The organism is Bacillus sp. FSL R5-0560, assembly GCF_037966305.1.
GTDB classification, from domain to species: domain Bacteria; phylum Bacillota; class Bacilli; order Bacillales; family Bacillaceae; genus Bacillus; species Bacillus mojavensis.
In genome coordinates this window covers 765,027-787,000 of the sequence record NZ_CP150195.1, presented here as the reverse complement: position 1 = coordinate 787,000, position 21,974 = coordinate 765,027, and the positions used below count along the sequence as shown (strand labels likewise).

Here is a 21,974-nt window from a genome sequence, read left to right as displayed (position 1 = left end):
GATCTGTAAGCGCTTACTTAAATTGGATTTTATGCGCTTAAGAAGCTGTCTTCAATGTCACTTTTTTGCATAAACGTTTTTGGTTGGCTGCACTTTTTTGCCGGTTTGTCATTTTTTTGTTTACCCGGCCTGATGACGGTGCCGGGCCTCTGTTTTTTGAAACCCTCTGTAAGCAAAAAACATCGACACGAGCCCAAATAAACTAGGGCCGTAAAATGGGATCAGACCCGGAAGCGTATACAGCAAGTAAAGCACAAATCCGCAGCCGATCAACATGCAGCCGGTGGTCAGCGGCCGCATGGCGCCAAACAGCAGCGCTTGCGGAATATATTGGCGAAGCGGAAGCTCGTAATGCACATAAAGAGGGAACACATACATGAGCGCGACGGTGTACAAAAGCCCCGCCAAGAGTGTGCAGCTCGTCACAGTAAAGGACAGCCAATCCGCACTTGCCGAAAAATAATAATAATTGGCGGACAACATAAGCAAAAGAGCAATAAACGCAAGTCCAATCACATTGACCTTCAGAAACTCTTTTTTGTAGGTATCCAGAAATAACGCAAATACCGGGACATCTTTATGCCCCATCAGCCATTTCCGTATGACGGCACACATCGCGGCTGTGCTCGGCGCCCATCCGAAAAGAACGCCGCCCAAAAGTGTAAACAACAGCCACAGCCCGTTCAGCCACGCGATTTTCACAACCGCTTCACAGCCTGCATAAAGCGCATCCGTCACAGTCGTCTTCATCCTCTCACCGCTTGGTGCACAGACAAATCACGATAAGCGGCTTTCATCGGCGCCATTTGCCTCAGCCCGATTTTTCCTTTCGTTAACACAGGCCCGAATGTGCTTCCGTCATCCTGCCACTCCAGAATGGGCAGATCATTGATCGAAAAATGCACATACCCTTTATCCTTAATGAGCTTCATATGATACGGGGAAACAGCGTCGTCCGGAGAAGGCAGCGGATCAGCTCCCAGTGCAGCGAGGTGGAAACCGCGGCTTTTTCTTAGATTGCAGGTGCGAAACGCTCTTTCCTCCGGGTATTTTCTGCGGAAATACGACAGATGGAGCGCATTGATGTCTCCGGAATGGTATTCGGGGTACTTTCCTGTTCTTTTCTTGAGTCGCGAGTCAAATAAGTCCTCGCCTCCGATGCCGGCAGCCGCGAAAAACAGCATACACAGCCCCGGCTGTTCAATCGGGTAAAAATCCCACTTCACAATGATGCCATCGGGAAATGTTTCCGGGCACCAATAAACAAAGTGCGCTTCGTCCTCTACATGTGACAGGTGCATACGGTGCTCTTCGAATGAAACGTGCCCGCCTCCCTCCATCCGCCAGTCTTTCATATCGCTTGCTGAACGGAGCGGATTGCGGTACAGGCACGCGCCTTCTTTATACATGTTCTTTCCCCTCCCGGCTTACGAGATGATCCTTCAGCGGAAAGCCGATTTCTTCGATACTCTCGGCAACGAGCTTCGCAACCTCCATGGCCCCTTCTTCTGAAAAATGCGTATTATCCTCAATGCCGTCTGGATAATTCGGATGTTCACCCGGCTGAAACCACATAAACAAACGCTTTGACTCCTCCGGGCCGTATGCTTCATAAAGCGCCTTCGTTTTCGTTAGCAAATCAATGACTGGCACATCAAGCTCCTTCGCTAACGCTTTCATCGCATCCGGATACTCACCGAGCGTGTGCTCAATCCTTCCGTTTTGATCAAAGCGGCGGCGCTGCACCGATGTAACGAACACAGGCTGCGCGCCTTTTTCACGCGCTGTGTCCGCAAACAAAGTGAGAAATTGCTGATACGTCGAGTACGGTTTCGTTCCCCGCGGTTTCTGGTCATTGTGGCCGAATTGGATAAACAAATAATCGCCTTGGGATATACGCTCAGCAATCGTCTGAAGCCTTCCTTCCTCAACAAATGAATTGGTGCTTGCTCCCCCTTTGGCGTGATTGCACACCTTCACCTGTTCAGTGAACAATTGACCGAAAACCTGCCCCCAGCCTGCCATCGGCGCTTCATGCGGCGGGCAGTCGCTTACGGTGGAATCCCCTGCTAAGAATACCTGAATCGTTTTTTCCATCACATGTCCTCTCCTTTCACGGCGTTTCCTGATACATTTGCCTGAAGACTCCCGGCGGCATGCCGACCTGCTTTTTAAAAATCCGGTTGAAATAATTGTGGCGATAGCCGACTTCTTCTGACACATCATGAATTTTTTTATTTGTATTGACCAGCAGTTCTTTTGCTTTTTCGATTCTGATGCGGGTCACATAATCAATAAAATTAACGCCCGTCACTTGCTTAAAGGCCTTGCTCAAGGTATAAGAATTCATGCCCAGCGCATCCGCGCAGCTTTCAAGAGAAAGATCCGCCATATACTGCTCATGAATCATCGCAATCACACGTTCCGCCACCTGTTTTTGCTGTCTGTTTTTCCTGCCTTCAAGCTTGGCGAGGTACGGGGTGACAACCGCATCCATCAGCCAGGCAGCCGCTTGGACAGGCTCATGCAGCTCAGATATTTCGCGAAGCATATCCCTGTTGCCGAACAGCTCGCTCGGGTGAAGGCCGGAATGCAGAATATCCTCCTGGATGCGGGAAAACAGCTGTATCAGCGCAGAATGCACTTGTCTGTCGCTGACCGCCTTTTCAGCCATTTCAGCCATACATAAGCGAATCAGCTCCTCTGCTTCCGCTTTTCTTTCCAGCCGAATGGCCTGAACGATTTGTTTTTCAAGTTCAAAAGGATAGTAGGGTGCGGATGGCTCAGCCTGAAAAACATCATCCTGCAAATCGATGATCTGATGGCGATTGGCAAAACATCTGCGGGACTTGCCGCTTTTCACATCCTTAAACAAAGATGGGATATCCTTAATACGGGCCGATTGCCTGCTCATTGTCCCGGTCAGGCTTAGTCCCGTGACAGCACCAAATATGTGGGCCAGCTCTGAAAGATGCGCCTTCAGATCCGAGCCGCTCGTTTTCATCACAAGCACGGTGACGGAAAGGCGGCCAATATCAAGAATTAAAGGTTGAAAACGCCGGTTTGCCGCGAGCTCCTCATGTAAATTGGTCAGTGTAAACACAGCAAGCTGTTCATCGTCGGCATAGAACATGCTTTTATCACAGCGAAGCCCTGTCACCTGAAGATCAAGCACGTGAAATATGTTTTCCCCGATGTCCCATCCCGCATCCTCCATCCGCGATCTGAGGCTGTCCTCTGTGTCATAGTAAAAGTCACCCTGAAGCAGGTGCTGCAAAAAACTCTTTTTCATATGGGGCGTCTGCCGGAGCAGCTGCTCATGAAGCCTCCGGCTCTCAAGGGAAAGATCATTCCATCTCTTTTCAATCCACTTAAATTCGTCCTGACCTGACGCCTGCCATGCTTGTTTCTCTCCTCCCGTAAACAGTCCGAGCAGATGCTGAATCGGGCGATAGATACTCCTCGAAGCGTACCACGTCATGCACACAGCCAAGCCGATACAAACGACAAGCATCACAATAATCACCTTTGATAAAAACACCATCGGCGCTGTGATAGCTGAAAGAGGCGCCGCAGAAACAAAGGTCCACTTCTGGTGCATTCGCTTCATTTCTCCATAGGAGACGGAATACACCGTGCCATTCCAATTCATCTGAAAATGGCCTTTCTGGCGAGGCTGTTTTTTCACCTCATTCATTAAAGCATTTTCAAAATCCTTATCTCTTCCATGGAAAAGCACCTCCCGCTTTTGATCAAGAAGTAGCGCGCTGCCTTCAGGGTAAGGAGACAAACTTTGCAGAAGCGCCTCCATTTCTTTCGGATCTACCGTCAGCATGATCGCGCCAAACGGTTTCTCAGCCGCACCCGGAATGAGCTGAATCAGCGCGGCGTCTTTTCCCGATCGGCTCCAATAAATACTCCGATCGGAGTCGAGAAGCGAGCGGTATTTGCGAAGCATATCCTGTTCTGTCAGTGCGCTGTATTCGGGGCTCAGCACAAGAGGCCGGGGGCTGTTCAGAAAGATAGAAGCCTGCTGAATCAGCGGCTGTTGATCCCGCAAAAGAAACAGCTTCTTCGTTATTTGATAGGAGAATGTAAAGTCTTTCTCCAAATCCTTCTCGGCCAATCCGTTCATCAGCGAGGAATCGTATGCCATTTGGGCAAGCGTCAGCTCAAGCCCTTCCAGCTTCTCATCCATCCGGCTGACTTCACGCGCCACCTGTGTTTCATGCGACTTTTGCAGTTCTTTCTCCACCTTATCGATAGACAAAAAGTAGATGGCCCCGCCTGTCAGCAGTCCGGGAATACAGGCAATCAGCAAAATGAAAACAAAGTTTCTTTTGAAATACGTTCCCTTCCATCGTGAAACCCGTTCTTTCTGTTGAGGCTGTTTTTTCATCCCTTTCCCCCCGCCGCCGTCTTTACTGATACACGCGTTTTTTCGTTCTCAGCACATCAGCGAGAAATGTGAGTGCAAGTCCCTGTCCCCAGCCTTGTATTCGTTTGTAAGGCACTTGTTTGTATCCTTCCGCATTTTTCATGACGGCTGTGCCCGCGGATACTTTGCTGACACGTCCGTCCTCTTCCACCGCATCCAAAATAGCGGTAAGTGATTTCTGCGCGTATTTTGTATAGAGCTTCCCGCTCGACAGCAAAGCAGAGGCAATACCCGCCGATGCCGAAACCTCCAAATACGAATCCGGATCATCCAAAATGGTATGCCACAGCCCTGAATCGTCCTGCAGCCGGACAAGCGCGCTTAACTGGTCTCTAAGCGATCCGTCAATGATCATAAAAGAAGGATGCGTCACCTCGATGAGCGGGAGCGCTTTTGCCATCGTAAGCGCAGCCCAGCCATTCGCCCGTCCCCAATAAATCCCCGACAGGTGGTTTTGCGCTTTATTGTCCCAGGCATGGTAATACAGATTGGTCACGGGGTCCTGCAGCACGTCCTCATGTCCATGAAACTGGCGCAGGCCGTCCTCAAAATAATCCTCCCGCTCCATCACACGGCCGATTCTCAGCATAAACAGCCCCGCCATCATCAGCGTATCCGCCCATGCCTGCTCAGGAAACACATAATCCGACGAGTTCACCGTATGCTGAAGAATACCTTCCCCAAAGCGGGGCGCGTGATGAAGCACATATTCCGCCATCTCGCCAGCCGTTTCCAAATAGACGTTATCTCCCGTCACCTGATGCAGAAACAAAAGCGTATGCCCGATCGATACACCGTTGATCGATAGCGGCGGCAGCCCATCCTCAAGCTGTTCATCCACCCACGTTTTTAACAGTTTGATATACTCCTCGTTTTCCGTCGCTTCATACGCCTCTGCCACGCCGTAAAACGCGACGCCGCCCGGCCAATCCCACGCAAAATCCATTTGAAATGTCCGTTTCACAATTCTGTCCATAACGGATGTGACCTTTTCTTCATCAAAGATAAGCTGTGCCATCTGTAACACTCCTTTTTATTTTAATCCGGTCGTACTGATGCCCTGAACGATATATTTTTGAAACAGAAAGAATACGAGAATCACAGGCAGCAAAGAGACGGCCGACATGGCAAACATCGCTCCCCAGTTTGAAGCTGATTCCGTGTCCAGGAAAAGCTTCAGCGCAAGAGAAACAGGATAAAGCTCCGGCTTGTTCAAATAGAGCAGCGGCTGAATCAGCTCCTCCCACTTCCAATAGAAAGAAAAAATCGCAGACGTTGCAAGCGCCGGTGCAATGAGCGGCAGAATGATCCGCCAAAAACAGGCAAAGCGCCCGCACCCGTCGATCCTCGCTGCTTCATCCAGCTCCTCAGGGATCGTCCGGATAAACTGGATCATCAGAAAGATAAAAAACGCATGCCCGAAAAATTGCGGAACGACAATCGGTTTAAAAGAATTCAGCCAGTCTAATTTCGCAAACATAATGTACTGCGGAATCATCAGCACTTCATGCGGCAGCATTAACGTCCCCATCATGCAGGCGAACCAAAATGCTTTTCCTTTAAACGGAATGCGCGCAAAGCCGTAGGCAATGACAGCCGATGACAGGACGGCGCCGATTGTAGACAGCCCGACAATGATCGCCGAGTTTTTAATAAAGGTCAAAAACGGCTGACCCGCAATGCCCTTCCACCCTTCAGCATAGTTGCTGAGAATAAAAGGATCTGGAATGAGAGAATGAGAGGTTGTGAAAATACTGGAGCTTTCTTTAAAAGAACTGACAAACAGCCAAATGACGGGATACAGCAATAACACCGCCAGTGACGCCGTAAGAACATGGAACAGAATGCGTTTTGGCCTGATGCGCCCGGCTTTTTTCCCTTCAAACACCGGGGCTTGCCTGACAGGCTGGTTGACCGGCTCCATCCGTTATTCCTCCTTTGATTCGTAGTGAACCCAATATGATGATGTTTTAAATAAAATCAGCGTAATCAGCCCGACAATGATCAGCATGATCCACGCCATCGCCGAGGCGTAGCCCATTTGAAAATAGTTAAACGCCCGCTGGAACAAATAGAGTGAATACAATAACGTCCCGTCAAGCGGCCCGCCCTCGCCTTTTGAGATGATATAGGCTGGGGTAAAGGTCATAAAAGCAGAAATCGTCTGCATGACCAGGTTAAAGAAAATAATCGGCGTCAGCATCGGCAGCGTGATCTTAAAGAAACGCTGCACGCGGGTTGCGCCGTCCACGCTGGCCGCCTCCAAGTATGATGCCGGAATGTTTTTCAGCCCGGCCAGAAAAATCAGCATGGATGACCCGAACTGCCAGACGGACAAGAGAATCAGCGTCCATAACGCGCTTGTCGGGTCCTGGTACCAGAGAATTTTTTGATCGATCCCGACAAAAAACAGCAGCGCATTGATGACCCCGTCATTGCCGAAAATATTGCGCCACATAATGGCAACAGCCACACTTCCGCCGATGATCGAAGGCAGATAAAACAGCGTCCTGTAGATGGCTGTTCCCTTTGCCGCGTTGTTTAAAATGACGGCAATAAAAAGCGCGAAGCCGAGGCGGAGCGGCACCCCGGCAAGTACGTACGTGAAAGTGACCTTCAGCGACTGCCAATACTTTTCGTCACCCGTAAACATTTCCTTATAGTTATCGAGCCCGATCCACTTCGGCGCCGTAAACAGGTCGTAGCTTGTAAAGGACAGAAACAGAGACGCGCCCATTGGAATCACCGTAAAACAGAAGAAGCCGATAATAAACGGAGAAATAAAAGCATATCCCGCCAGATTGTCTTTTCTCTTACTCCGGCTTATTTTCATTCTGTCAGCCCCATTTCCCGTCAATTATTTCTCTCTAAAATGTCGTTGGCCTGCTTCCGGAACGTTTTGGCGGCTTTTTCCGGCGATACCTTCTGATACAGAATCTGATCAGACGTATCCTTCAGCAGCTTAATAACCTCAGCGCTTCCCACCGGCTCCGGCGGATCGGCTTTGCTGATGTTTTTCGACGCGGCTTCCACATATTCCACAATGTTGGCCTCTTCCTCATTCAGCTCCGGTTTTATCGCATCTGCCACCTTGTCGGATACCGGAACGCCCCGCTCGCCTTTAATCAGCTGGTTCGCTTCTTTATTATTCACGAAGAAATCAATGAACTTCGCGGCCTCTTTTTTATGCTCAGAGCTTTTCGGAATGGAAAACAGCATACTAGGCTTCAGCGTCAGTGCCTTTTCCTTCATTTGTTCAGGCGGCAGATAGAGAGACAGCGGTGAGTCTGTCAGCCGGGCAAAGCCCAAATATTGATTGGAGTAGTTCCATGTAATGGCTGATTTGCCTTTGACAATAAAGTCATCTTCCATCCCTTTAATTTGGGCGCTTTCGTCCGGCGTTGGCGATGTTTTTGCTTTGACCAGCCTCAGCTGCCGCTCAAAATAGTCGACAAACAGCTTGTCATCCTGATACGCAAGGCCCGTGCCGTCCTCTTTATAAAAACGCTCACCCTTCGTGCGCAAATAATACGGGAAGAAAATATCAGGCGGATGCATTCCGTTAGATCCGTATACGCCGGCTTTTTCCTGCAGCTCATACGCCAGCTTCTCATAATCCTTCCACGTCCAGTTTTCCTGATGAATTGAAACACCGGCTTTCTTCAGCAGATCATCATTGGCAATCACAGAAAGCACGTTGACCCCAAGTGTAAATCCGTAAAGCTTTCCGTCAATCTTTCCGCCGGACAGCATATTCTCATCGATTGAACTGACGTCAATTGTTCCGTCCTTCATATATGGCGTTAAATCCTCAAGCTGATTTTTCTTTCCGTATTGCGCCAAATATGCCGTATCCATTTGAATGACATCAGGCAGCTGGCCCGCGGCAGACATTGGCGCAAGCTTCTTCCAATAGTCATCCCAGTTCGCAAATTCCGCTTCAATATGGACATGCGGATTCTTTTTCTCATATAATTCAATGACCTTTGTTGTATAGTCATGCCGCGGCTGTCCGCCCCACCATGCGATTCTGAGCGTCATGTCCTCTTTTTTCCCTGACGCCTCTTCACCCGCAGAACATCCGCTGAAGAAAAAGACGCATACAAGTGACAGCAGCACGTAATAAACCTTGTTCAAATCAATCCCCCCTTTAATGTAAGTGCTTACATTTTATTTTAAAGGGTTGTGACGAGGCGAAACACTCAAAAAACAGTGGCGAAAGTTAAAAAAACAGAGATGGCTATCCTGCGGAAGCGCCTCCCTGTTTTCTTCTGAATTCTGACGGTGTCAGACCGGTATATTTTTTAAAGACAAGACTGAAATACTTCGGATTATCACCGAACCCGATTTCTTCCGCGATTTCTGATACACTCACATCCCGCCTCAGCTTCATCTGCTTCATCGCATGCTCAAGACGCACCCGTGTAACATATTGAGAAAACTTTTCCCCTGTCTCCTGCTTAAAGATTTTCCCCAGATAATCAGGGTTCATAAACAGCATATCTTTTGCTGCCCATTTCAGAGAGAGATTCGGATTGCCGAGCTCGTCGGCGACAAGCCTGGTGATTTTATTAATCAAATCACTCCGCTTTTGGTCACCGGCCGTTTCAGTTGCTTCCCGGAACAGCTGTCCTGCGTCCCGCAGCTCCCCCGTCCGGCTGATGATTACCCGGCAGCCTGCCAAGCCGTCTTCCGCCTTGTTCTCCAGATCGGGCGTGCCCTCCTCCACGGCAAACACCGCACGTCCTCCGCTGCAGCAAAAAGCTGTCAGCGCGGAACCAAATGCCTCTCTGGCCGCAGAATCTACAGGCTGAGTATTCTCCGCGATGATAAGGCGAATCTTCTTTCCTGCAAGCGAAGGCGGCGGAGACAGATGGGTGACACCGGCGATCAAACCTTCCAGGTATTGATCAGCTGCAAAGGAGCGGATATGATTCAGCTCATGTTTCAGGTGGGCGGCTTTCTTCTTCCGCACATCATGCTGCTTCAGCTCGGCGATGATCTCCTCTAATGAACGGATAATTTGCTGTTCATTGCAGGGCTTCAGCAAATAATGCCTTACCCCGTATTTCATCGCTTCCTTCGCGTACTCAAACTCCCCAAAACCAGACAGGACGATAAATTGCACGGACGGGCAGACGGCTGACACCTTTTTGATCAGCTCAAGTCCGTCCATACCGGGCATTTTTACATCAGTGACGACGATATGCGGCTGCTTGTTTACGATCTTCTCATACGCTTCAATTCCGTTTTGCGCTTTTCCGACTAAAGAAGCGCCGAGCGTCTCCCACTCAATGATCCCTGCCATTCCGTCAAGAATAATTCTCTCATCATCAGCAAGCAGTATTTTGTACATCACACCACCTCATTTCGGCACGGTATTGTCAGTAAAATCGCCGTTCCCTTCCCTTTCTCACTTTGAATGCGTAAGCCATACGGCTCCCCGAACATCAGTCGGATGCGTTCATGAATATTCCAGAGCCCGATCCCTCTTCCGCCCGTATTTTCAAGAATACGTTCGTTCATGCCAGGCCCGTTATCTTCGACAGTAATACAGACGCAGTCCTCCGTTTTTTTCGCTTGAATGCGGATGGCGCATGGCCGAGTAAAAGGCTCAAGCGCGTACTGAATCGCATTCTCCGCCAGCGGCTGGAGTGTCAGCTTCGGAATTCGGCAATGCTTTACCTCTTCGGCGATGTCCAGTGTGAAGTTCAAGCGCTCTTCAAACCGAAACCGCTGAATCGTCATATAGTGAAGCACAATATCCGCCTCCTCCTGAAGGGTCACTGTATCTTCTTTGATATGAATGCTGTTTCGCAGGAGAAAACCGAGCGACTCTACCATTTGAGAAATTTGCTTCTGCTGATTCGCTTTCGCCAGCCAATTGATGGACTCAAGCGTGTTATACAAAAAATGCGGGTTAATCTGGGCTTGCAGCGCCTTCAATTCTGTTTCTTTAATAATAAGCTGCTTTTCCACATTTTCTTCCATCAGCTCATTGATCCGCTTCATCATTACGGTAAAATGGCGGTTCAGCGTTCCCGCCTCATCCTGTGTGTGTTCCGGCAGTGACAGCGACACGCCCGCCTCAATCCCGCCGTGCTGCACCGATTTCATTGCGGATACAAGCTGCTCGATCGGCTCTGTGATGCTGTTGGCAATCTTCCGCCCGAAAAGCAAAACTACACTGAAAAACAAAAGAAAGCACGTACCGATCACCGTTTTCATAAAGGAAATTTTCGCGAACATCTGATCAAAGGGGATGACATTGTAGTAGCTCCAGTTTTGATAGGATGATTGAAGGAAAGAAATAAAATAACGTTTGCCATTCTTTTTTACCAAGTCATAACCAGGATGCCGCAGCGTCTGCTTTGTCATCTCAGGCGTAAGCACCGATGCACGGGCCGAATATACCAGATTGCCGTCCTTGTCTGCGATCATCATATCTCCGACCGAATCGCCCCAATCCTTCGGCAAATCACGAATCATCTGTTTCACATTCACTTGAATCAGCACCATGCCCAAGCCATTTAAACTCAGCTGATGAAACGATCTGATTTGCCGCGCTGAAATCAGGACAGGATCTGAACTGCCTAGGGTCATCCAAAGATTTCTGCCTTTTTGCGCTTTCGCCCGTTCAAATACCTCTTCCTGCTGCTGTTTCATAAGGTCCGATGAACTGCTTCCGGCGGAATACTCTGAGCCGCGGGCATCAATCAAATGAATCGAATCAATGTACTTTTCATCGCCGGCATATTGCGCAAGCTGATCCCACAGCTCCTGCTTCATTTGATACTGGTCATACGTATCATCACGGTTTTGCATGCTGAGAATGCGCTGAATGTGTTCATCGGTAATAATTTCATACGATACATCTTCAATTTTCTTCAGCTCGTCTTCAATCCGTTCAGAAGACATCCGCAGCACCTCCGAGGATTTGCGGTAAATCTGTTCATCATAGACATGAAAAGCGTACTGCACCCCGCTGTATACAAACAAAAAGGACACGGCCATAATCAATGACAGAAACACAAACAGCTTATCCTTAATCTTCATCCGCCTGTACCGGCCCGCGACTCTTCCTTTCATGCCGCCTTTTCTTTCTCCTGACGCTGATCTATTGACATAAATGCTTTAAAGGACAGCTTCGTTAACAACAAGCTCAGCGCACTACCGCTGAAAAACAGCAAAAACGTCACATGAAACAGCACAAGAAACAACATTCCGACCGCACCCGCTGCCATTATCAGCGTCACCAATGGCCGGCTGAAGGCAATCAAAAAGCTGATGCTCAGCACCTGTCTGAGCTTTACGTCAAAATGCGAAAAGACCGGAAACACATATAACAGCACAAACGCGAAAATCAATCCGATGCTCATAAACACATTCACCAGCACAGGCTGATTCATCTGAGCGGCAATCCGTATATCCGCAAACAAAAACAAGCCGGCCGTCACCAGAATGAGCCCCAACAGCTGAGCTGCCCCCCACTCCTTCTTAAACGTCCGGATAAAGACAGAAAACACTGGGACATCCGTGTTCCCCTTCGCCCACTCTCTCGCCACCGAAAACATCGCGGCCGTAGCAGGCATCAACCCAAACACAACGAGCCCGGCAAGAGAAAACAAGATCCACAGCACATTGACATAAGCCAGTCTCATTACCCATGTACAAAAACGATTCAGCCCATTTGTCAGGCTATGTATCATCAACATCACCTTCCTACTTCAGAAAACGCTTTCATTGTAAAGTAATATGTATTTCTCCACTCGAAAGAAAATTCCTGCCACCCCGTAAAAAATTCGACATCATTTGAGACGGCAAATGCCTTACCTTCTCCTAATTTGTCTTTTCAACAGCCGGAACACCGTCTCGATCAAGTACCCGGCAAACGCTCCGACTATCACATGAATCCCAAGCATGCCCAGCGCCATGCCATCCCAGCCGCCGACAAAAAAGATGCTGCACCAAATTGTAATCACACCGAGAACAATCAGCACGGCCAGTATGCATTCCGGCCATTTTCTTTGCGGCATCCTCAAACGCAGAAAAATAGATACACAAGCAGAAATACAAGCCGTCGCAATGGCCATCACATAAAAAAGGATCATTCGCCCTGTCCTCCCTTTTCAAAAAGGCAAAAAAGCCTCCTAAAAAGGACGCTTATTCTGACTTGTTCAGTTCTTTCTCAAACAAATGAAACCCCGAGGCATCTGATCCCTTGAATTCATATCCCATTCGCCTGTAAAAGGAATGCAAGGCGTCGTTATCAGCAACACAATCAAGACGGATCCGCTTCTTCCCCGGATACTCAACACCCGTCTCCGTCCATGTGAGAATCTCGGCCCCAAGCCCATTTCCCGCAAACCGGCGGCTGACCGCCAGACGGTGCAAATAAATGGACTCTTCGTGCCCCTCTTCTCCCCAAAGCGTTCTGTCCCATTCGCTCGGCTCAGGCAGAAGCATCACTACACCCGCCAGCTCTTGATCTTTTTGAAACACAAACACATGTCCGCTTTCAATCGAGCCAACAATATCATGTGAGTCATGTCCCTCCAGCAGCCCGCTCCACTGGTCAGAGCCCCGGTCCCGCAGCCATTCAGCCGTACGGACGAGCAGTCCCGTTATTTGCTCTGCATCCTCACGGTCTGCCAGGCCGGCGTAAAAATCATTTGCAACTGTTTCTTTCGTAATCTTAAAAGATGACATAAAGGCCCCCCGATCAAAACTAACTTACATGCATACCTCCATTATAATGCAAGCAAACGACAAAAAAACAGAATATTTTGTCTGTATGTAAAAGGACGCATGAAAGGGAGCCCCCGCTGCTGTTAAAAGAGTTTCTTCTTATCCCGTTCTTCTTTTAAAATCTCAACCGCTTCCCTAAAGCGCATAGAATGTATAATTTCACGTTCACGCAAAAACCGCAGGGAATCGTTCAAATCAGGATCATCCGAAATATCAATCAGCCACTGATACGTCGCCCGCGCTTTTTCTTCTGCTGCGATATCTTCATACAAATCCGCAATCGGATCGCCCTTCGCCTGAATATAGCTTGCCGTAAAAGGCACCCCCGCCGCATTATGATAAAAAAGCGCGCCGTCATGATTCGCGTAATGATCACCAAGCCCGGCTTCTCGCAGCTGCTCCGGCGTCGCATCTTTCGTCAGCTTATACACCATCGTCGCAATCATTTCCAGATGGGCAAACTCCTCCGTGCCGATATCTGTTAAAAGGCCGATGACCTTATCAGGAATGGTATACCGCTGGTTCAAATACCGGAGAGCCGCGGCCAGCTCGCCGTCCGCTCCGCCATACTGCTCAATCAAATATTTCGCCAGCGTCGGATTGCACGTGCTGACCTTGACAGGATATTGCAGCTTCTTTTCATACACCCACATTCAGGCATTCCTCCTTATACTTGCCACGGCCAAGGCCCTTGATTCCAATCCCACTCCTCGCCCGCGGGGCTATTGCCGTACTGCAAAAGCGGTCCGTAAGATGATTCGAATTGCCTTTTTAAGTGCCTTGCATAGCCGGAATATTGATTGAATTGCTTCAGCGCGTCTTCATCATCAGGATGTGTATCTAAATACAGGCTCAGCTCAACAAGCACAAAATCAGCTGCTTGAATCTGCTCAAGCTGGCGGTAATATTCCGCATCAACCTTTTTTGTCATGTGCGTCTCCCCCTCGATAAGGATTTTCATAAAAATCATAGAGATCCTTCCAAAGGGTGCCTTTCCTTAAAGCCTCCATCGGCGAAAACTGCTCCATATGCTCAGGCTGAAAGGTCATATAGAGATTAGGGGGCGTTCTGTAATATTTCTTCCCTATGGGCGGACAGGGATCAAAACGGCTGTGAAAGGGCGTGTATGATTTAACAGGTGTAAATGGCTGCATCTCCTTCATTCTGGCTCCTCCTTTCTCAATAACAATGACCTTAATAGGTATGAGACAGGAGGCGTCATTATGACTGAAATTCTTAATAAGGAAGCTTGATTTGTTTTTCTATCCCCGCTATCCGGAGCGGTCCCAAGAGCGTTAAACGTGTTAATTGATTCGCCATAAATAAAGGACTGTACTTCATGCCGCTCTCCAGCCAGGAACAAATCACCCCGATATGAGCGGAAGTGATATAGCTGACCAGTATCTCTTTCGGGATCTGAAGCTGTTTCTCAGATTCTTCAATAGATGAAAGCAATTCCTCGTAAATTCGTTTCTGAACGAATTCCGCCATCAAACTTCTGAATTGAGGAAGCCCTCTGTCACTCAGCATCACTTGAAAGTACTCGGCGTGTTCATGAATGTACTCAAAGAGCTTCACAAATGAAACAGGCGGATGATCCTCATTAATAATGACCGGTTCCACCGGCGTCTCAGGCTTAACCTGCTGGATCAAATCATCGAGAACCTCCGTCATGCTTTGAAACAGAAAATCCTGTTTATCCCGATAGTGCAAATAAAAAGTGCCGCGGGTCAGATCCGCTTTTTCAGTAATTTCCTGAATCGTAATCGAATTGGCTTCTTTTTCTTTCAACAGTGCGATCAATGCGTCTCTTAAAAATTTGTTCGTTCTTTTGACTCTCGGATCTACTTTATTTTTTTTAGACATTTTTTACCTCCTTGTCTAACTTTTATTTTCTTCTGGACAAATCATCTGCTGATGTCTTCTTCTAAACGTTTGCACGTTCTCTGTTTATTGACCTTTTCCCAAAATCTACTGTACCATGAACTTACATCTTGTACATGATGTAAAGTAATAAACACATTGTTCATTACCTATTGAAACGAAGCTTCTTGACGTAAAATGAGTGCACTCCATCTGATCTACACCAGACATGAAAAAGAGAGGAGCCTTTTGACATGAATGGAAAAATCGCATTAGAAGAGCACTGGGAATCTCCTGATTTTCCGGCAACAGGAAGTCACAATTTTACTGACGATGAATATTTCAGCGCTGTCCAACAACGATTGCAGGAATTCGATAAACGGATTGAAGACATGGATCGAAACGGCATCCAAACGTCAATTCTCTCATTGACACAGCCTGGTATTGAGGGCATCACCGATCCTGACAGAGCTGTAAAACTCGCAAAGCAAATGAACGATCACGCTGCGGAATTCTTCGTTTCCAAACATCCAGACCGTTTTAAAGCATTTGCGGCGGTTCCGCTTCAAGATCCTGAAGAAGCAGCGAAGGAGCTGGAGCGGGCTGTAAACGAACTCGGTTTTGTCGGTGCCCTGGTCAACGGCTACAGTAATATCGGAGACGAAAATACCGCTCAATATTTAGACGAGCCACAGGTACGCCCTTTCTGGGAGAAAGCTGCACAGCTTCAGGTTCCCGTCTATCTGCATCCGCGTATTCCGCTGCCAAATCAGCAGCGTATCTATGAAGGCTACGAAGGCCTCCTCGGCTCAGCATGGGGCTTTGGCGTTGAAACAGCAACACACGCCATCCGCCTGATTCTCAGCGGCCTGTTTGACGAATATCCGGATTTGACCGTAATTCTCGGACACTTAGGCGAGGGTCTGCCGTTTACGCTGCCGCGCGTCGAGCACAGACTGCGCCATCAGCGTCCTGAGACCCATGGAAACCATAAAAAAGCGCCGACTGAATACCTCCGCAAAAACTTTTATCTCACAACAAGCGGCGTATTCAGAACACAGGCATTAATTGATACATTGTTAGAGGTCGGCTCAGACCGCATCTTATTCTCGGTGGACTATCCGTATGAATCGATGGAAGAAATCTCTTCCTGGTTTGACCAGTGTCCAATCAGTGAAACGGACCGAATGAAAATCGGCACCGAAAACGCGGCAAGCCTTTTTAAACTCAATAGCTAAAAAGAAGACCTTCGGCAGAGCCGAAGGTCTTTCTAGATCGATCAGTCCAAAATGAGATCAGCGTTTCCAGTATGCAGCATGAGCAGCCGCAAACTCAGTCAGCGAACGGGGTTCTTTTCCTGTCACACGCTTCACTGTATCCGTTACCCGATGTTCCGCACCATGGCTGATCGCTTCATCTAATTCCGCCATAAAGCGCGCGTAATCCGCAGGCAAACCTGCTGTTTCCATCCTGTTTTTCAGCTCGGAAGAAGAAATGCTGACATGCGTCACCGGACGTCCCGCCATGGCTCCGATGATCTCCGCCGCCTCAGCGTAATTCAGCACCTCAGGTCCCGTAAGAATATGATGAGTATTATGAGGCACAATGTCAATCAAAGCACGCACTGCTGTTTCCGCAATATCATCGGCATCAATAAAACCAAGTTTTCCCTCACCCGCCGCCGTGATGATGTGCCCCTCAGTTTGAATGGACATGCGATGCTGGACATTGATGAAGTTTTGCATGAAGTATGACGGCCGCAGCACCGCCCATTCCGGAAACCCTTGTACTGCACGATGCAATGCGCCAAACACAGGACCATCCTCAGGAACAGCGGACGCACTGAGCATCACCACACGTTCAGCACCGAGCCGCTTCGCTTCCTTTAAAAATGGAAGCACATAAGGAGACGGGTCAAACACACCAACCGGCGCAACGAGGTAAATCCGTTTCACCCGCTCCAAAGCAGGCGTAAAGCTGGACTCATCCTTCCAATCAAAATATACATACTCCGCCTTGCTCATTTTGCCCTTATTTCTGCTCGCGATGCGAACGCTGTAACCCTGCTCAATTAACCGTTGCGCAATCCGGCTTCCTGTCGTGCCGGTTCCTCCCGTAATCAGAATCTGATCGTGACTCATCATTTTTCATCCTCCTCTGTTTGTATAAATGTTTCAATGGTTTCTCCAAATGTCTTATTGACGACAAGCGGATTCCAATAATCCTTATAATATAAAATGCTGCCGTCCTTCGTTTCAATCACACTGATATAGGTTTGCCGGTAAGGTAGCCCAGTCGCAATCGCATAGCCTTCACATTGAAACTCCGCAATGATCGTGTTTGTATCAGCCGAACGATACACTGTCGGAGCAGTAAACGCAGAAATATGAATGTTATCAGGAAAATCCTTAATATAATCGTAAATAGCCGCCTTCCCCTCAATTCTTTCCGGAAATCCCTCTGGCGCATAGGGAAACTCCAATACGGCATGTTCATCCCACAGCTCTGTCCAGCTCTCCATATCCTTTTCAAGCATATATTGCATAAATTTATTCAGTGTGTCACATGCTTTTTCGTATTCTGTCATCATCATGGATCATCACCTCGTATTTTATTTTAGACCATTCAGTCCAGAAAATGCGTCAAAGGGCTAAGCACCCTTTATCAAAAAAAGTCAATCAAGGACAGATAAACTCACTTCAACATAATCCTGAAGCTGGTCAAAATCAGCAGAAACCTTAGCGATAAACGTCAGAGACAGCCGACTCTGGTTTAAATATCGGGCAAGCGCCGATATATCAAGATGTTCCTTCAATTCTCCTTCAGCCTGTGCCCTTCTCAGTGCCTGATAAAAGGCCGTCTCAAGCTGTTTCGTCTGCCCTTCAAAGTACTGGGCAAGGTCCGAATCATGCGGGATTTGTTCAATAGCGCTGTTGATGATAAAACACGCCTTTGAACGTTCAGGATCTTTCAGGACATTCACACCCTCCTGAAAAATATCACGAATGGCTTCCTTGACAGATCCCGGTGCCTCAAGCCTTTCCACAACAGCCGCGTTTTTTCCTTCAAGATACGTTTTCACAGCGGACAAAAACAGATCCCGCTTCGTTCCATACGTATCGTACAAACTCTGGCGCGCAATGCCTAAATGAGAAAGCAGCTCTTGCAGCGACGTGCCTTCGTAGCCATACTCTCCAAAAACCTCTATCGCTCTGTGCAAAACAAGCGCGGTATCAAATTCTTTATTTCTACCCAAACGAATATCACCTCCTACAAGAAGATATTACCTTTTCCAGACTGAACAGTCAAGAAAAAGAAAAACAAAAAAACACCCTTGATCAGCAAGAGTGTCCGTTCTTCACACTTTTTATTTATGGCCGTCTTTTCCCCAGTGTCCCATTTGGTGGTGATGGTGTCCGTAGTTATTACCATCATGATGGCCATAATTTCCATCCTGATGGTGTCCGTAATGTCCATCAGGGTAATGGTGGTGATGTCCATCATTATCATAATGCATTCCGTAGCTCGGATAGCCTCCGCTTGGGTAGCCGCCGAATCCTCCAGACATGCCATAACCCGGGCTGCCTGCGCCTCCATAACCTGGATGGCCCATCCCTGTATACATGCCATGGCCCGGATAGCCCGCGCCTCCGTACATTCCGAATCCCGGACCGCCTGCACCATAGCCTGGGTAAGCGCCAAAACCGGGTCCGCAGCAGAAGTGTCTTGTATCAGTCATATCCAATCTCTCCTTCACATAGGTTACAGTCCAGCGTATGAGAAGGTCTTACAGCGCGTATAGACACCCGCCTATAAACTGCTAAAACAATTTCCCGGACAATAAAAAAAGCAGACCATGACAGTCTGCTCATTTTTTATTCACCAAGATCTACGTTATGATACACCTGCTGAACGTCTTCCAAGTCCTCTAACGCGTCAATCAGCTTTTCGAACTGTTCCTTCGCATCCTCAGGAAGTGTCACTTCGCTCTGCGCAAGCATAGTCAGCTCCGCTACCGTAAATTCCTCAACACCTGCGTTTTTAAACGCCTCCTGCACCGCATGGAATTGATCCGGCTCCGCATAGACGATCACGCTGTCATCCTCTTCTAAAATATCGCGGACATCGACATCCGCTTCCATGAGAATTTCAAGCGCTTCATCAGCCGTTTTGCCTTCCACACCGATAACAGCCGTCGCGTCAAACATATAAGCGACAGATCCGCTCACACCCATGTTCCCGCCGTTTTTTCCGAACGCTGCACGCACTTCCGGCGCCGTACGGTTCACATTATTCGTCAGCGCATCAACGATAATCATTGATCCGTTCGGCCCGAAGCCCTCATAACGAAGCTCATCATAATTTTCTTCCGCTCCGCCCTTCGCCTTCTCGATCGCACGTTCAATGATATTTTTCGGCACGCTGTAAGTCTTCGCGCGCTCAAGCACAACCTTCAGCGCCTGGTTGGATTCCGGATCAGGCTCGCCCTGCTTCGCCGCCACGTAAATCTCACGGCCAAACTTTGCGTAAACCCGACTCGTATTTGCGTCCTTAGACGCCTTCTTTTCTTTAATATTGTTCCACTTACGGCCCATGATGCTCCACTCTCTTTCATATATATCAATCTAAATACTGTTATTCACTTTAACCATTATACCTCAAATGGTTTGGTTGTTTCGAGTGTCTTGCGTTAGAAATAGAAGGAAGGCGGTAGTTTAAAAGTACGAGACGACACAAACTTCCAATAAAGCAAGAAAAAAAGCCCTAACTAAGGGCTTTCTTATCCTGATCAGTCATGACATGATGAGGGGAATGATCGATATACGTCGTGTTTCGATCCGTTGATTCCTTAAAACCGCCGGACTGTGTCAAGAAAGGAACTGCAATGCTTCCGCAAATAAGGGGAACAGCAAGACACATCATCACTTTTTTCTTAATAAGCATATAAACACTCTCCCTTTTGAATATCTTCTTGCGCTTTCAGCACTTTCCGATAAAACGCAGCAGCGTGCTCAAAATGACAGCGGCTTTCAAAAACAGCGGCAGCGCTGCGGGCACATGCTTCAATGTAAGCGTGCAAGTTCTTTTTTTCGAAATAGCTTAAAAGATCATGAATTTTGCGTTCGTCAACAATCTCTTTGTACACTGCCTGTAAGAACAGATACAATTCTTTATAAAATTTGTGGGCTCCCGCATTTGGATGGGTTGTGATATGTTCTAATCCTTCTTCTATTAGCTGAAACGCCTGCTGTTTTTGTCCAGCTTTGCATAATGTCCAGCTTAACCCAAACAAGACTTTCGGCAGCAAATCAGGGACCGTTTCTCTGCTTACTTTCGCTGCTTTTTGGAAGTACTCAATGGCCAAATCATATCTTCCTGACCTGTCATAACTGTTGGCGATGTTCAATAAAGATTTGCCAATGAACCGGTCGTTTTGAATATCCATTGCCAGCTCCAGCGCCTTTCTTAAATGCGGGAGCGCTTTATCATAGCATCTGAAGTCATCATAATTTCCCGCTATGACAAACAAGCTTTGTATTCTTCTCATGCTATATAACGGATGGTCTTGATAAATGTCTAAGGCTTGAAGGATATGATGCATCGACACATGGGTTTGCTTCATATGGTAATACGCTTCTGCCACTTTAAAATGAAATTCCGCTTTCTCAATTTCATCTGACAAAAACGGCAGTTCCTTCTCCGCCTCGCGATAAAAACCGATCGCTTCCACATATTCTTTTTGATCAAATTCATACATGCCGCGAAAAAACAAAGAGTAGTATTTCAAAAGGCCTGTGAGTTTTTTCTGAGGAGTTTCAATCGTTTCCAGAAGCTCTGTCACTGTAGGGCGATTCCCATATGTTTGTCCCGGCTCCAAATAATCCAGCATCAGCTGGTGCCGAAAACACATGAGAGAATAATAGATCAGCAAATCCTGATCCTCTTCCATCTGCTGAATGTCCTGCTCCACCTCCGCTTTCAGCACCTCAGCATCCGGAACACTGAACTGGCGAATCATCTTGTACCATTCATTAATCTTAACACCAACACGCGAAGACGGTATGGCTTGACTCAACGGCTTCCCTCCTTCTCTGTGAGATATGTCATATTCTATCAATCCCAAATTTTGAAAACAATATGAAAGGAAGAAATTGTTTTTTCATCCTGTCAATTTGTTTTCTCGGCAAAAAAGGACCCCATGGAAGGGTCCCGTGTCACTTATTTCCTATACGTTTTCACCGATCGTAACAGAGCTCTTTCGTCTGTTTTGCAAGCTATTCCGTTTGGACGACTCGGGATAAAGAACCTACGCCCTCATCATATCTTTTCTGAACTGTAGCATTTCTATCCTTCATCCATTGGCGCTGTTCACTTTTTAGGCCCACCATGACTGAAGCAGAAAGCTGCTTTTGCAAACCGCCGAATATCTCATTCATCGATCCGTCCCACATTTGATAGTTATAGCCGTAATCCTCAATCATTTGATAATCATAGTGTTTTTCTATCTGCTGACAGTTTGGCAAGATAATCTGATTTTGTGCTTTCCGATGCCTGCTAAGGGCTCTGTGTACCAGTTGTATCAGATGATTCGGTTTTCGCATTCTGCTCTTGCTCTGTCGGCTTCGTATAACTCACTTTATTCACGGTTTCTTCCTGATCCCTATCAGAAGCTCAGCTGTCAGAACACGCTGATATATATTCGTAAAATAGATAAAAACAGCGCACCCTATTTATATGTAATTGTCTCTGCTCATCCTTCTGTTCCCCAATGATCGCTAAATTAATTTATAGGTTTTTATATCTTTATTTATCTAAAATCAGATAACTAGACTATTAGAACAATATGTTTCTTTTAATAAACTTTAAAATAGAATTCAAACGCCAAAATGGTAAACTAGGTGATCGTATTAATGTAATTAAAAAA

25 protein-coding genes and 1 pseudogene are annotated in these 21,974 nt (G+C 47.5%); 1 reads left to right on the top strand and 25 read right to left on the bottom strand.

What is annotated here, in order from left to right:
- Positions 1 to 120 precede the first annotated feature (120 nt).
- The 17 genes from NST56_RS03875 to NST56_RS03795 form a co-directional block, all read right to left on the bottom strand.
- Positions 121 to 750, bottom strand: coding sequence for a YesL family protein (locus NST56_RS03875; protein ID WP_168747151.1), 630 nt, complete (start codon positions 748 to 750; stop codon positions 121 to 123).
- Positions 747 to 1,409: a YesU family protein gene (locus NST56_RS03870; RefSeq protein WP_339180116.1), complete on the bottom strand. Its 663-nt coding sequence runs from the start codon at positions 1,407 to 1,409 to the stop codon at positions 747 to 749. The genes NST56_RS03875 and NST56_RS03870 overlap by 4 nt, the downstream gene beginning before the upstream one ends.
- Positions 1,402 to 2,100, bottom strand: a complete 699-nt coding sequence (locus NST56_RS03865) for a rhamnogalacturonan acetylesterase (RefSeq protein WP_339180114.1) — start codon at positions 2,098 to 2,100, stop codon at positions 1,402 to 1,404. Before NST56_RS03865 ends, NST56_RS03870 begins: the two co-directional genes overlap by 8 nt.
- A gap of 13 nt (positions 2,101 to 2,113) precedes the next feature.
- Complete coding sequence (locus NST56_RS03860; protein WP_339180111.1) at positions 2,114 to 4,399, bottom strand: AraC family transcriptional regulator; 2,286 nt, start codon at positions 4,397 to 4,399, stop codon at positions 2,114 to 2,116.
- A 22-nt stretch (positions 4,400 to 4,421) separates the two neighbouring features.
- The gene (gene yesR, locus NST56_RS03855) at positions 4,422 to 5,456 is read right to left on the bottom strand and encodes a rhamnogalacturonyl hydrolase YesR (protein WP_339180110.1); all 1,035 of its coding nucleotides are present in this window, start codon (positions 5,454 to 5,456) and stop codon (positions 4,422 to 4,424) included.
- 15 nt (positions 5,457 to 5,471) lie between these two features.
- Entirely contained in the window at positions 5,472 to 6,362 is an 891-nt protein-coding gene (locus NST56_RS03850; RefSeq protein ID WP_010333300.1) for a carbohydrate ABC transporter permease, read from the bottom strand.
- A gap of 3 nt (positions 6,363 to 6,365) precedes the next feature.
- Positions 6,366 to 7,295, bottom strand: coding sequence for a sugar ABC transporter permease (locus tag NST56_RS03845; protein WP_026014675.1), 930 nt, complete (start codon positions 7,293 to 7,295; stop codon positions 6,366 to 6,368).
- On the bottom strand, positions 7,292 to 8,575 hold the full coding sequence (locus NST56_RS03840) for an ABC transporter substrate-binding protein (RefSeq protein WP_339180105.1): 1,284 nt from the start codon (positions 8,573 to 8,575) through the stop codon (positions 7,292 to 7,294). The genes NST56_RS03845 and NST56_RS03840 overlap by 4 nt, the downstream gene beginning before the upstream one ends.
- A 103-nt stretch (positions 8,576 to 8,678) precedes the next feature.
- Positions 8,679 to 9,794, bottom strand: coding sequence for a response regulator transcription factor (locus NST56_RS03835; protein ID WP_339180102.1), 1,116 nt, complete (start codon positions 9,792 to 9,794; stop codon positions 8,679 to 8,681).
- Positions 9,794 to 11,527 (bottom strand): sensor histidine kinase, encoded by a 1,734-nt coding sequence (locus tag NST56_RS03830; RefSeq protein ID WP_339180099.1) that lies wholly within the window; start codon positions 11,525 to 11,527, stop codon positions 9,794 to 9,796. The genes NST56_RS03835 and NST56_RS03830 overlap by 1 nt, the downstream gene beginning before the upstream one ends.
- On the bottom strand, positions 11,524 to 12,153 hold the full coding sequence (locus NST56_RS03825) for a YesL family protein (protein WP_268447771.1): 630 nt from the start codon (positions 12,151 to 12,153) through the stop codon (positions 11,524 to 11,526). Before NST56_RS03825 ends, NST56_RS03830 begins: the two co-directional genes overlap by 4 nt.
- Before the next feature lie 114 nt (positions 12,154 to 12,267).
- Positions 12,268 to 12,549, bottom strand: coding sequence for a YesK-like family protein (locus tag NST56_RS03820; RefSeq protein WP_339180094.1), 282 nt, complete (start codon positions 12,547 to 12,549; stop codon positions 12,268 to 12,270).
- A gap of 52 nt (positions 12,550 to 12,601) precedes the next feature.
- Positions 12,602 to 13,147: a GNAT family N-acetyltransferase gene (locus NST56_RS03815; RefSeq protein ID WP_339180091.1), complete on the bottom strand. Its 546-nt coding sequence runs from the start codon at positions 13,145 to 13,147 to the stop codon at positions 12,602 to 12,604.
- Between the two features lie 122 nt (positions 13,148 to 13,269).
- A complete protein-coding gene (gene cotJC, locus NST56_RS03810; RefSeq protein WP_010333292.1) occupies positions 13,270 to 13,839 on the bottom strand; it encodes a spore coat protein CotJC in 570 nt (189 codons plus the stop codon).
- 14 nt (positions 13,840 to 13,853) lie between these two features.
- Positions 13,854 to 14,117, bottom strand: coding sequence for a spore coat protein CotJB (gene cotJB / locus NST56_RS03805; RefSeq protein WP_010333291.1), 264 nt, complete (start codon positions 14,115 to 14,117; stop codon positions 13,854 to 13,856).
- Positions 14,101 to 14,349 carry a spore coat-associated protein CotJA gene (cotJA, locus tag NST56_RS03800; protein ID WP_010333290.1) on the bottom strand — a complete coding sequence of 83 codons (249 nt, stop codon included), beginning with the start codon at positions 14,347 to 14,349 and terminating at the stop codon, positions 14,101 to 14,103. The genes cotJB and cotJA overlap by 17 nt, the downstream gene beginning before the upstream one ends.
- A 73-nt stretch (positions 14,350 to 14,422) precedes the next feature.
- A complete protein-coding gene (locus tag NST56_RS03795; protein ID WP_010333289.1) occupies positions 14,423 to 15,052 on the bottom strand; it encodes a TetR/AcrR family transcriptional regulator in 630 nt (209 codons plus the stop codon).
- Between the two features lie 251 nt (positions 15,053 to 15,303).
- Here NST56_RS03795 and NST56_RS03790 point away from each other — a divergent pair, with 251 nt between their 5' ends.
- On the top strand, positions 15,304 to 16,287 hold the full coding sequence (locus NST56_RS03790; RefSeq protein WP_339180086.1) for an amidohydrolase family protein: 984 nt from the start codon (positions 15,304 to 15,306) through the stop codon (positions 16,285 to 16,287).
- On the opposite strand, the pseudogene NST56_RS03785 reads toward NST56_RS03790, so the two are convergent.
- The 8 genes and pseudogenes from NST56_RS03785 to NST56_RS03750 form a co-directional block, all read right to left on the bottom strand.
- Positions 16,277 to 17,193: pseudogene (locus NST56_RS03785) on the bottom strand (NAD-dependent epimerase/dehydratase family protein). The gene NST56_RS03790 and the pseudogene NST56_RS03785 overlap by 11 nt on opposite strands.
- The gene (locus NST56_RS03780; protein WP_010333285.1) at positions 17,190 to 17,642 is read right to left on the bottom strand and encodes a nuclear transport factor 2 family protein; all 453 of its coding nucleotides are present in this window, start codon (positions 17,640 to 17,642) and stop codon (positions 17,190 to 17,192) included. The pseudogene NST56_RS03785 and the gene NST56_RS03780 overlap by 4 nt, the downstream one beginning before the upstream one ends.
- Before the next feature lie 81 nt (positions 17,643 to 17,723).
- A complete protein-coding gene (locus NST56_RS03775) occupies positions 17,724 to 18,305 on the bottom strand; it encodes a TetR/AcrR family transcriptional regulator (RefSeq protein ID WP_268447776.1) in 582 nt (193 codons plus the stop codon).
- A 111-nt stretch (positions 18,306 to 18,416) separates the two neighbouring features.
- A complete protein-coding gene (locus NST56_RS03770; RefSeq protein WP_268447777.1) occupies positions 18,417 to 18,788 on the bottom strand; it encodes a spore coat protein in 372 nt (123 codons plus the stop codon).
- Positions 18,789 to 18,924: 136 nt separating this feature from the next.
- Positions 18,925 to 19,644 (bottom strand): YebC/PmpR family DNA-binding transcriptional regulator, encoded by a 720-nt coding sequence (locus NST56_RS03765; protein ID WP_010333282.1) that lies wholly within the window; start codon positions 19,642 to 19,644, stop codon positions 18,925 to 18,927.
- Between the two features lie 169 nt (positions 19,645 to 19,813).
- Complete coding sequence (locus tag NST56_RS03760) at positions 19,814 to 19,993, bottom strand: phosphatase RapH inhibitor (RefSeq protein WP_106021538.1); 180 nt, start codon at positions 19,991 to 19,993, stop codon at positions 19,814 to 19,816.
- The gene (locus tag NST56_RS03755; protein WP_339180077.1) at positions 19,983 to 21,125 is read right to left on the bottom strand and encodes a Rap family tetratricopeptide repeat protein; all 1,143 of its coding nucleotides are present in this window, start codon (positions 21,123 to 21,125) and stop codon (positions 19,983 to 19,985) included. Before NST56_RS03755 ends, NST56_RS03760 begins: the two co-directional genes overlap by 11 nt.
- Before the next feature lie 199 nt (positions 21,126 to 21,324).
- Positions 21,325 to 21,651, bottom strand: coding sequence for a lysozyme inhibitor LprI family protein (locus tag NST56_RS03750; RefSeq protein WP_010333280.1), 327 nt, complete (start codon positions 21,649 to 21,651; stop codon positions 21,325 to 21,327).
- Positions 21,652 to 21,974 lie beyond the last annotated feature (323 nt).

Excerpts from the sequence above, each read along its gene's own strand:
- NST56_RS03820 (WP_339180094.1), bottom strand. The coding sequence starts at position 12,549 with ATGATCCTTTTTTATGTGATGGCCATTGCGACGGCTTGTATTTCTGCT.
- NST56_RS03790 (WP_339180086.1), top strand. The coding sequence starts at position 15,304 with ATGAATGGAAAAATCGCATTAGAAGAGCACTGGGAATCTCCTGATTTT.
- NST56_RS03870 (WP_339180116.1), bottom strand. The coding sequence starts at position 1,409 with ATGTATAAAGAAGGCGCGTGCCTGTACCGCAATCCGCTCCGTTCAGCA.
- cotJA (WP_010333290.1), bottom strand. The coding sequence starts at position 14,349 with ATGAAGGAGATGCAGCCATTTACACCTGTTAAATCATACACGCCCTTT.
- NST56_RS03795 (WP_010333289.1), bottom strand. The coding sequence starts at position 15,052 with ATGTCTAAAAAAAATAAAGTAGATCCGAGAGTCAAAAGAACGAACAAA.
- NST56_RS03770 (WP_268447777.1), bottom strand. The coding sequence starts at position 18,788 with ATGACTGATACAAGACACTTCTGCTGCGGACCCGGTTTTGGCGCTTAC.
- NST56_RS03830 (WP_339180099.1), bottom strand. The coding sequence starts at position 11,527 with ATGAAAGGAAGAGTCGCGGGCCGGTACAGGCGGATGAAGATTAAGGAT.
- NST56_RS03850 (WP_010333300.1), bottom strand. The coding sequence starts at position 6,362 with ATGGAGCCGGTCAACCAGCCTGTCAGGCAAGCCCCGGTGTTTGAAGGG.
- yesR (WP_339180110.1), bottom strand. The coding sequence starts at position 5,456 with ATGGCACAGCTTATCTTTGATGAAGAAAAGGTCACATCCGTTATGGAC.
- NST56_RS03750 (WP_010333280.1), bottom strand. The coding sequence starts at position 21,651 with ATGCGAAAACCGAATCATCTGATACAACTGGTACACAGAGCCCTTAGC.
- cotJB (WP_010333291.1), bottom strand. The coding sequence starts at position 14,117 with ATGACAAAAAAGGTTGATGCGGAATATTACCGCCAGCTTGAGCAGATT.
- NST56_RS03815 (WP_339180091.1), bottom strand. The coding sequence starts at position 13,147 with ATGTCATCTTTTAAGATTACGAAAGAAACAGTTGCAAATGATTTTTAC.
- NST56_RS03765 (WP_010333282.1), bottom strand. The coding sequence starts at position 19,644 with ATGGGCCGTAAGTGGAACAATATTAAAGAAAAGAAGGCGTCTAAGGAC.
- NST56_RS03760 (WP_106021538.1), bottom strand. The coding sequence starts at position 19,993 with ATGCTTATTAAGAAAAAAGTGATGATGTGTCTTGCTGTTCCCCTTATT.
- NST56_RS03780 (WP_010333285.1), bottom strand. The coding sequence starts at position 17,642 with ATGATGATGACAGAATACGAAAAAGCATGTGACACACTGAATAAATTT.
- NST56_RS03825 (WP_268447771.1), bottom strand. The coding sequence starts at position 12,153 with ATGTTGATGATACATAGCCTGACAAATGGGCTGAATCGTTTTTGTACA.
- NST56_RS03860 (WP_339180111.1), bottom strand. The coding sequence starts at position 4,399 with ATGAAAAAACAGCCTCAACAGAAAGAACGGGTTTCACGATGGAAGGGA.
- NST56_RS03875 (WP_168747151.1), bottom strand. The coding sequence starts at position 750 with ATGAAGACGACTGTGACGGATGCGCTTTATGCAGGCTGTGAAGCGGTT.
- NST56_RS03835 (WP_339180102.1), bottom strand. The coding sequence starts at position 9,794 with ATGTACAAAATACTGCTTGCTGATGATGAGAGAATTATTCTTGACGGA.
- cotJC (WP_010333292.1), bottom strand. The coding sequence starts at position 13,839 with ATGTGGGTGTATGAAAAGAAGCTGCAATATCCTGTCAAGGTCAGCACG.